Here is an 8255-nt window from a genome sequence, read left to right as displayed (position 1 = left end):
GATCGGCAACTCGACCGTGGCCAATCGATCCAGCGGGACGGCGAACGAGACGGCCAGTTCGTTCCCCACGTCGAACAACTTGCCGGCAAGCGAACGCTGGCCCGAGTGCAGGATGCCCGCTTCTTCTCCCGCGCGGAACAATTGCGTCAGTTCCCCGCGGGCCATCGCGACGGAGATCCGAAACGGCGCCTGGCCGGTCAACGCGCCCAGAGCGGCCGCAAGCACGCCTAGAAAAATCGAGACCGGCAGGAACAACACGGTCGCCAACAGCAACACCGGCCGGATCAACGACAACAGCCGGTACGGAGCTTGAAAGAACCAATGCTTGGGCAGGAGTTCGCCGAACACAAACACGAAGGGCGTCATCAGGATCGGCCCGATCAGTTCGGCCGCGGACGAGTCACCGAAGAGTGCGATGACGGCCAGAACGATGGCAAAACTGGTCAGGAAATTCGCCAAGTTGTTTCCCACCAGCGCCGTCGCGACGAACAACACAGGTCGATTCAAAACCCAAATCAGCGCGCGGGCGCTGCGGGAACCGTCCAAGCCGTCGAGCACCAATCGGGTGCGGGAGACGCGATACATTCCCGTTTCGCTGCCGCTGAAAAACGCGCTCAACACGAGACCGAACAAGAACAGCACGATGGCGAAAAAGATCATCGGAAATCTCGCTCGTCGTGTGCATGGGATGCATCGGATTGCGATTGCCGCCGGACTTCAATTCGCAACGCCCCCTCCAGCTCTTCGACGACCGTCAGCAGGTAGTCTTCCAGCGTGGCTTGATCGCCCAGTCGCGGCAAGCGTTCATTGGTGCGTTGAATGAATCCGGCGACCGTGGCCACCGATTCGTCGGGGACATTGACGGCCAATTGTTTGGCCAACTGACGCAGCGAGATGCCCCCGGCGACACGATACAAATCAGGCTCCAGCTGCTCGATCGCGGCCGAATCGGTGTCTTCTTCGAACTGGTCATGTTCGGGCGCGAGCAGGCGGCGAAAGATCCGGTCGATCGAAAGCGCCCCGATCCCATCGCCGTATTCATCGACCACGATCGCCACGCTTAAATCGTTCTCGTTCAATAGATCCAAGACACGCGCCACGCGCGCGGACCAGGGGACATAGATCACCGGTTCGACCAGATCTTCGAAATGATCGATCTGGCTGGGCCGCAACATCCTGACGCCGAGAGCACCGACCATCGTCTCGCCCGTTTCGTCGGTAATGATCGCATAGCCGCCCGGCGGCGATCGGGCAAACAGGGCCTCGGCTTGGATCGGGGATTCGACCAGGTGCAAACGACTGCGGGGACGCATCAGCTCACTCGCCCGCATCTCCGCGATGGCGACCAAATTCTGCAGCGCCAAACGCTCCCGTTCCAGCAGTGCTGCATCGTCGGTGCCCAGTTCCACGGCCCGCTCGATGTCCACCAAGTCGATTTCATTCTCGGGCTGAAACGACGGCCACAGCAATCGGCCGGCCAACAGGTTGGACGTCTTGATGATCGGCAGCAACGGACTGACCAACCGCACCGCCAGGTTCAGCACCGGCGCGATCAAGACCGAAGCCTGCATCGGAGCCAGCAACGCCAGACTCTTGGGCAGCATCTCACTGAAAAAAATGATCGTCAACAAACTGGCCGACGTGAACACCAACGCCACGCTCGCCCCGGCATCGACGGAGGCATCGAGCCGGCTGGCAACGATCGAAGCGATCGCGAAGTAGGTCATGTTGATCAGCAGGTTCCAAAACAGAATCGCCGACAACAGTTTTTCCGAATCGCTGAGCATCCGATCGGCGATCCGGCCGCCGACGCCACTGCGCCGCAGTTGCCGGCGCTGTCGCAGGGTCAACGAGAACAGGGCCGCTTCGCTGCCACTGAACAACGCACTCAGCAGAATCAAAACCGCCATCGGCACCAACCAGCCGACGTACTGCAGCAGCTCGCTCAATCAGCCATTTCCCTCGGCCCCTCGATCGCGTTCGAGCGACACATCGAATTCGCTGAGAGCGGGGATCATCAACGCAGCAATCGTGAACCCGTAACCCACCGCCATCGAAAAGAAGACGAACAGGTGGTCGGTTTGCAGCAAGAACTGTGTGATCGAATAAAACGTGATCAGGGGCAGCGTGAAGGACGCCAGGAAGATCGCCGAGGAAGGGTTCCGCCAACCCAGTGACGCGAACAACGCGGCGCCGCCGCCGAGAATCATGACCAAAAACGGCGCCAGTTGCAGCTGAAACGCACCCCGAAAACTGACCATGATCGTCATGCAAATGGCGATCCCGACACAGAGAAAAAAGACCGTTCCCAGACTCGCCAGCGTCGCCGTCCGACCGGCCACGTAGTTGAGCCCGGCGTGAATCCCCAGCATGCTGACGAATACGTACAAGATCGCCGCCCCCAACATCGCGTAGACCATATTCTCATACGTCATCACGCCGTTGACGGCCAGAAACAACAACAACGCCAGCGGCAACAGAATCATCTCCTTGCCGACATACAGCACCCCCAACAATTTGCCGAACACAAATTCGCGGGGACTTAAGTCCGTCACCAACAACAGATCCAGCGCCAGACCGTCACGTTCGCCGGTGACCGCGTTGACGGCCAATGCGTTGATCAAGACCAAACTGACCACGCCGATCGCCGCGACGGGCAACGTCGCCGCCGGCAGCGCGCGACCGATCCGGGCCGCCGGCTCATACGCGGTCCCATTTTGCATCTGTCCATAAATCACCGCCGCGCCGAGCAGAAACAACAATCCAAACGCGAACCGGATCACCACGACCTTGCGACCATAGGCCCACGTACGGACTTCGCGCCAGAGGATCGGATTTTTCCAAACCTGTCGCGGCGCCCGGACTTTCCAACTGCTCGGTGCTTGCTGGTTTTCCATCTCTTCGCTCGTCTCCGGCTCGGGCGCTTTGAGCCGCACTTCGCGGGACGGGTTCCAGACACGCACGCGGGCGACGCCGACGGCCAACACAACGACCGAGGCGATCAGCGTGGCGGCGGTGAACGACCAGACGCCCAGCGACGTCTGCGGCGAAAGACTTCCCAGCGGCGACGCCGCCGCGGCAAGCGCTCGCACGGGGCTGAGAGACAACACCAGGACCTCGGGTAAATTCAGCGAGGCAATCGCGATCTCGCCGGCACCCAACAACATCAACAAGATCAACACCGTCAACGCGATCGCTTGGAACGTCTTCTCACGCCACAGCCCGACCACGGTACCGATCGATCCGGCAAAGATCACCGTCGCAGCGGTCACCAGAAAAACCGAGAACACCTGTCCGGGCGAAACGCCGCCCAACAGCGGCAGCACCAAAAACAACGGCAGCGCGGCGAGCAACATGGCCAACGGCCCCAGCAGTGTCGCGGCCAGCTTCCCGACGACGACCTCAAATCCGCTCAGACGCGTCATCAGCAACAACAGCAGCGTCCGCCGGTCCTTTTCTTGCGCCACACTGGCCGCCGATCCCACCGCCGCCAGACTGGACAACACCAAGAGCTGCAGCGGAGCGAGCATCAAGAACATCCAACCGCCGAAACGGGCCGAATCGGACACCGTCGCCAACGACCGCGAACCGTCCAGCACCAGGTACCCGGTGCAAAGCAGCCCGAACAGCGTGATCAGGTACAAGCCGCGGGCCAAATACGTCTTGGGACGTTTGGGAACAACGGTCGCCTCGCGATTGAATACTGGACCGATCATGTGAGCTTGGGTGGGAGGACGAAACTGGCACCAGGGTAAAACGCGGACAAGCCGATGACAATGCGCGATCCAAAGGCGTCACCGAGCCGGGGAATCCGAAAGGACGCTGCAATCCCTACCGGATGAACCCCGCGGTGACGTCCGGGCATGCAAAAAGTGTGCGTATTCGAAGTGAGTACGCAGATTCCTGGCCTATGTTTCCTTGGCTGTGCCTTTTCCCCGAGAAAACCAACCAAAAAGATATATCCCCACCATGACCAACCAAGACCCACTCCCCGAGCGACAGTCGCTGTGGCGGGATGAGGAGGGCACAACGGCGGTTGAATACGCCGTCATGCTCGCCCTGATCATCGCCGTCTGCGTCGGCTCGGTCGCCACCTTAACCACTGAAACCCAAAAAAGCTTCGACGCCTCTGGAGCCGCGATTTCCGGCGCCATGGGCAACTAATCAGCGGGTGAACCGTGCGTGGGATAGGCTTCCAGCCTGTCCTTTCCAAGCTCAACAGGCGGGAAACCGATCCCACTTCGAAGCTTCGACTCCTCTCCTCCCAGCCTCCCATCACGACCAACCGCCTTAGCCGGCAGCCGGAATGAATCCGCCGCCAACGCTGGAGGCGGTTGTTTGCTGCGCGATTGCATGTTTCGATAGGGCGCTTGATCGCCCGATTCCCACTCGCAACAGGCACTCCCTACATGCGCATCGCACTCACCGGCGCCACCGGATTCCTGGGCCGTTACCTCGTCCGCCGGCTTCTCAACGACGGCCACACGATCACGGCGTGGTATCGCACCCCACCGGCAACGGCCCCCGAATTCGACCCGATCAGCTGGATCCGCGGAGAACTCGGCGTCCTGGACCACGCCGAACAACTGGTCGAATCTGCCGATGCCGTCGTCCATGCCGGTTTGTTTCGCGGCGGAGCGTCGTTCATGGACAGCGGCGACGACCCGCTTGAGTACTGGCAGCGCAACGCGACCGGGTCGCTGCAATTGCTCGACGCCGCCGAGCGGGCCGGCGTCAAGCGATTCCTATTCGTTTCCTCGGGCACCGTCCACGACACCGTGCTGCCGGACCGCCCACTCGATGAAACCCACCCCTTGCTGCCTTCGACGCTCTACGGCGCCTACAAGGCATCGGTCGAAACCCTGGTGCACCACTACGGCGCCAGCGGAAAACTGCTCGCCGCCACGGTTCGTCCGCCATCGATTTATGGCCTCGCCGATCCCGCCCAAGACTCACGCTGGTTCGATCTGGTCGCCCAGGTCTGTGCCGAAAAAGACGTCCGAGCCGGCGGCGGCAGCAAAGCCGTTCATGCCGACGACATCGCCAAAGCCGTCTCACTGCTGCTCACGCAAGACGACGCGATCGCCGGCCAAACCTACAATTGCTGTGACCGAATGATCAGCGATTTTGAAGTCGCGACGATCGCCAAACGCATCACCGGCAGCTCGTCCAACATCAGCGGCCATGCCAAGACCGCCAAACACGAAATCGTCACCGAGAAACTGCAAGCCTTGGGCATGCGATTCGGTGGCACCGCGTTACTCGAGCAAACGATCGCGGAATTGATTTCGGCGATTCGCGGTGACGCGTGAACAAGGGCAGCCCCGACGAATCACTAGCGCCGACGCCGTAAGGCGCAAACGCCACCGACCAGCGCCAAGAATCCTGCCGCCGTCGGCTCCGGGATCGCCGTGACCGAGTACTGCAGATTGTCGATGAACAGATACACCGGCGTGTTGATTCCGAATTGTCCTGAGTCGCTGGATTGGAACGTCAGATCGATCGAACGAGCGTTGCCAAGCGGCGTCAAATCTTCATTCACCTGCCACGTGTCGACGATGTAGTCTTGGTTATCGTCGCTGAACGTGTAATCGGCCAGATCCAAGGTCACCGATCCGGTGGCGGCGCCGGTCGCGTTCAAGTCGCTGTAACCGGTCAAGGTCACACGAAAGTAGTCCGGCTCGGATCCACTGGCACCGCCAAACTGCGTCGCGAACGCGTCCCCGTCTCGCATCGAGAGATACGGGTACGTCCCGTTGGTCCAATCGACGCTTTCAATCAGGGCGCCCGTGGGCAGGTTGATCGTTGCGCCGGAGCCGAATGCCAACGCATAGGTTTCACCACTGACCGATCCGCCGGCGCCGTTGCTGCCGCCGCCGGTGATCGCGGAATGCTCGTTGGTGAACCCCGGCGTCGTCGTATCGGTGGTGTTGCTGTACGCCCAACCGCTCCAATAACCCACAAACGTGGTTCGGTTACTGAATTCAAACCCGTCCACCACCCACGGATCATTGTTGATCTGTGACGTCTCGCCTTTGTAAAACGAATCGGGTGTGGTCAGCAGGTTTTCAAACGTCACGGTTTCGGCGCCGGCCATCGAACAGAGCGAACCGGCGGCAAACAGGACAAACAGACATTGGCGAGAGATATTCATGGTGAAACGATTTCGTGGTTGTGAATCTTGGAGTTCAAAGGTTGGAGTTTCAGATTGATTTGCGCGTCGGCACGACGCGTCACTACCAGGCGTCGGCCGGGATCACTTCGTGACCGTCCCGCGTGATCAGCTGGCCGAGCACGATCGTGTCGAGTGATTCGTTCAACAGATGCACACTGCCGTCGAGGAACAGAACCATGGCGCCGGCGGGATGCAGCGATCGGATTTCGTTGTCGCCGACCCAGGCTCGATCATCGTTGATCGGATGGGCTTGAACGAACACGTTTCCGCCATTGATCCATTCGCTGTCCGGCCCGACCATGTCTTCGCCGGTGGCCATCGTGTTGGACAAACCGTCCAAACAATCGCGATACCGGATCCGCTGCTCGTACAAGAACACGCCATCGTCGGGGCGTCGATCGACCAGGCGTTCGCCGAACAGGCCGCCGTAACTGATCTCGGCGCGGCGATTGCCTTGAGGAATTTCCGTCGGACACAGATACGATTCGACCACCACCGACGCCGCATCGGCATTGCGTGGATGGTCAAACGCGTAGTTGAAATCGACGGCCTCGTACAACGCCTGTTCGCCCATCTGCGGCAACAGAAACGCCGACCACGCCAAGTTCTTTCGCGTGCTCGGCTGGCCCCAAAACCGCCACTCCAAACATCCGATCGGCAACGACCGGTGCATGTTGTGATAGGCGTGGAGCGCGACACCGATCTGGTGCTGGTGGTTGCGACAATTGGCCTGACGAGCCGCCTCGCGGGCGAACTGGACCGCAGGCAACAACAACGCGACCAGGATCCCGATGATGGCGATCACCACCAACAGTTCGACCAGGGTAAACCCGATGCGAATGGGCCCGCTGGCGGTGCCACGGATTTGACGGTTACGGTAACGCATGACCAGACTCGGATGTCCCGGCGGCAGCGAACGCTCTAGTGTACAGACCGATGCGCGCATCCCGCACCCGACACTAGGGGCGATGCAGTCATGCGTGCGCAAGCCAATCTGTTGACGCCGACCTCACCCTGGAAGGTCCCTGAAGCGTCCGTCGGGTGGTAGGTCTTCTGACTCCCGATGACGTCCTGACGCTTCGCCTTCTCGTCATTCGGTCATCTTGCATCGAGCAGGATGATCCGCGGACAATGGCTAAAAGAGTGAAGCGTAGACGGCTGATCCCCGCATCGCCTTTGTTCAGACGACGTGAAAACCAACAGCATCGGTTACAGCGGCCGGGCCGTCTTGGAGTTTCACCAAAGTTCCCTGTTCCCGCGGACGATTCATCACCGCCCAATCGGCACCACCAAACGTTGATTGCGAAAGGTAGACCCGCCCGCACCAACTGTCAACCGTTTTCCCGACGCGACCCCACATGCCCGAAACCCAAATCGTGCTGCCCGCACGCCTTGCCTCGACCCGTTTGCCGGAGAAATTGCTGCAGAAAGTGGCCGGCAAGAGCGTGTTGCAACACACCTACGAGTCGGCATCGCGGGCCGCATCGGCGTCGGCCGGCGTGATTGTCGCGGTCGACGACCGGCGGATCGCGGACGAAGTGGAATCGTTCGGGGGCCGCTGGATCATGACCCCGACCGATTGCCCCAGCGGCACCGACCGCATCGCCCTGGTCGCCGACCAGTTTCCCACCACCGAAATCTTTATCAACGTCCAAAGCGACGAACCGGAGATCGACCCGGCCGCGATCGACGCGGTCTCCGAGACGCTCGCCGGCGATCCGCAGGCCGACATGGCGACCGCAGGGACACCGATCCGGTCGGCCGAAGCTTTGCACGACCCGGCGATCGTGAAAATCGTGATGGCGGATTTCTCCCCGACCGGCAGCCCCCAGACCGACAGCCAGACAGCGACCCGGACGGCCGCCGCAGCAGGCCAGGGCAGTCTCGCAGCAGGCCAGGGCAGTCTCGCAGCAGGGCAGGGCAGGGCGGTCTACTTCAGTCGCGCCTGTGTGCCGCACCGCCGCGGCGGCGACCCGGCCGAGCTGCTCGCACAAACCCCGCCGATTTACTGGCACCACCTGGGGCTTTATGCCTATCGCCGCGACTTCTTGTCCTGGTTCGCCGGCTCGCCCCCCAGCGT

The 8255-nt window shown here is 61.1% G+C and carries 8 protein-coding genes and 1 riboswitch; of the genes, 3 read left to right on the top strand and 5 right to left on the bottom strand.

Going from position 1 to position 8255, the window contains the following annotated elements:
* From ABX749_RS13705 to ABX749_RS13695, 3 genes are all read right to left on the bottom strand, one after another.
* Nucleotides 1-660 (bottom strand): CNNM domain-containing protein (locus ABX749_RS13705; RefSeq protein WP_372896473.1); only part of this gene is annotated, 660 nt, incomplete at its 3' end.
* Entirely contained in the window at nt 657-1949 is a 1293-nt protein-coding gene (locus tag ABX749_RS13700) for a CNNM domain-containing protein (protein ID WP_372896472.1), read from the bottom strand. The genes ABX749_RS13700 and ABX749_RS13705, both read right to left, overlap by 4 nt.
* A complete protein-coding gene (locus ABX749_RS13695; RefSeq protein WP_372896471.1) occupies nt 1950-3716 on the bottom strand; it encodes an ABC transporter permease subunit in 1767 nt (588 codons plus the stop codon).
* Between the two features lie 253 nt (nt 3717-3969).
* Here ABX749_RS13695 and ABX749_RS13690 point away from each other — a divergent pair, with 253 nt between their 5' ends.
* Both ABX749_RS13690 and ABX749_RS13685 read left to right on the top strand, forming a co-directional pair.
* Nucleotides 3970-4164 carry a Flp family type IVb pilin gene (locus tag ABX749_RS13690; protein ID WP_095740877.1) on the top strand — a complete coding sequence of 65 codons (195 nt, stop codon included), beginning with the start codon at nt 3970-3972 and terminating at the stop codon, nt 4162-4164.
* Nucleotides 4165-4370: 206 nt separating this feature from the next.
* On the top strand, nt 4371-5312 hold the full coding sequence (locus ABX749_RS13685; protein ID WP_372896470.1) for an NAD-dependent epimerase/dehydratase family protein: 942 nt from the start codon (nt 4371-4373) through the stop codon (nt 5310-5312).
* Between the two features lie 23 nt (nt 5313-5335).
* Here the strand turns inward: ABX749_RS13685 and ABX749_RS13680 are convergent, their stop codons facing one another.
* Nucleotides 5336-6154, bottom strand: coding sequence for a DUF4465 domain-containing protein (locus tag ABX749_RS13680; protein WP_372896469.1), 819 nt, complete (start codon nt 6152-6154; stop codon nt 5336-5338).
* A gap of 82 nt (nt 6155-6236) precedes the next feature.
* Nucleotides 6237-7061, bottom strand: coding sequence for a DUF1559 domain-containing protein (locus ABX749_RS13675; protein WP_372896468.1), 825 nt, complete (start codon nt 7059-7061; stop codon nt 6237-6239).
* A 139-nt stretch (nt 7062-7200) separates the two neighbouring features.
* Nucleotides 7201-7481, bottom strand: a riboswitch (cobalamin riboswitch).
* A gap of 52 nt (nt 7482-7533) precedes the next feature.
* Between ABX749_RS13675 and ABX749_RS13670 the strand changes: the two genes are divergently transcribed.
* The coding region (locus ABX749_RS13670; RefSeq protein ID WP_372896467.1) for a 3-deoxy-manno-octulosonate cytidylyltransferase at nt 7534-8255 on the top strand (722 nt) is incomplete at its 3' end.

Origin of the sequence: Stieleria sp., from assembly GCF_041595215.1 — a bacterium.
Lineage (GTDB): Bacteria > Planctomycetota > Planctomycetia > Pirellulales > Pirellulaceae > Stieleria > Stieleria magnilauensis.
The sequence above is the reverse complement of the archived record's forward strand: the minus strand, read 5'-3'. Positions and strand labels throughout refer to the sequence as shown.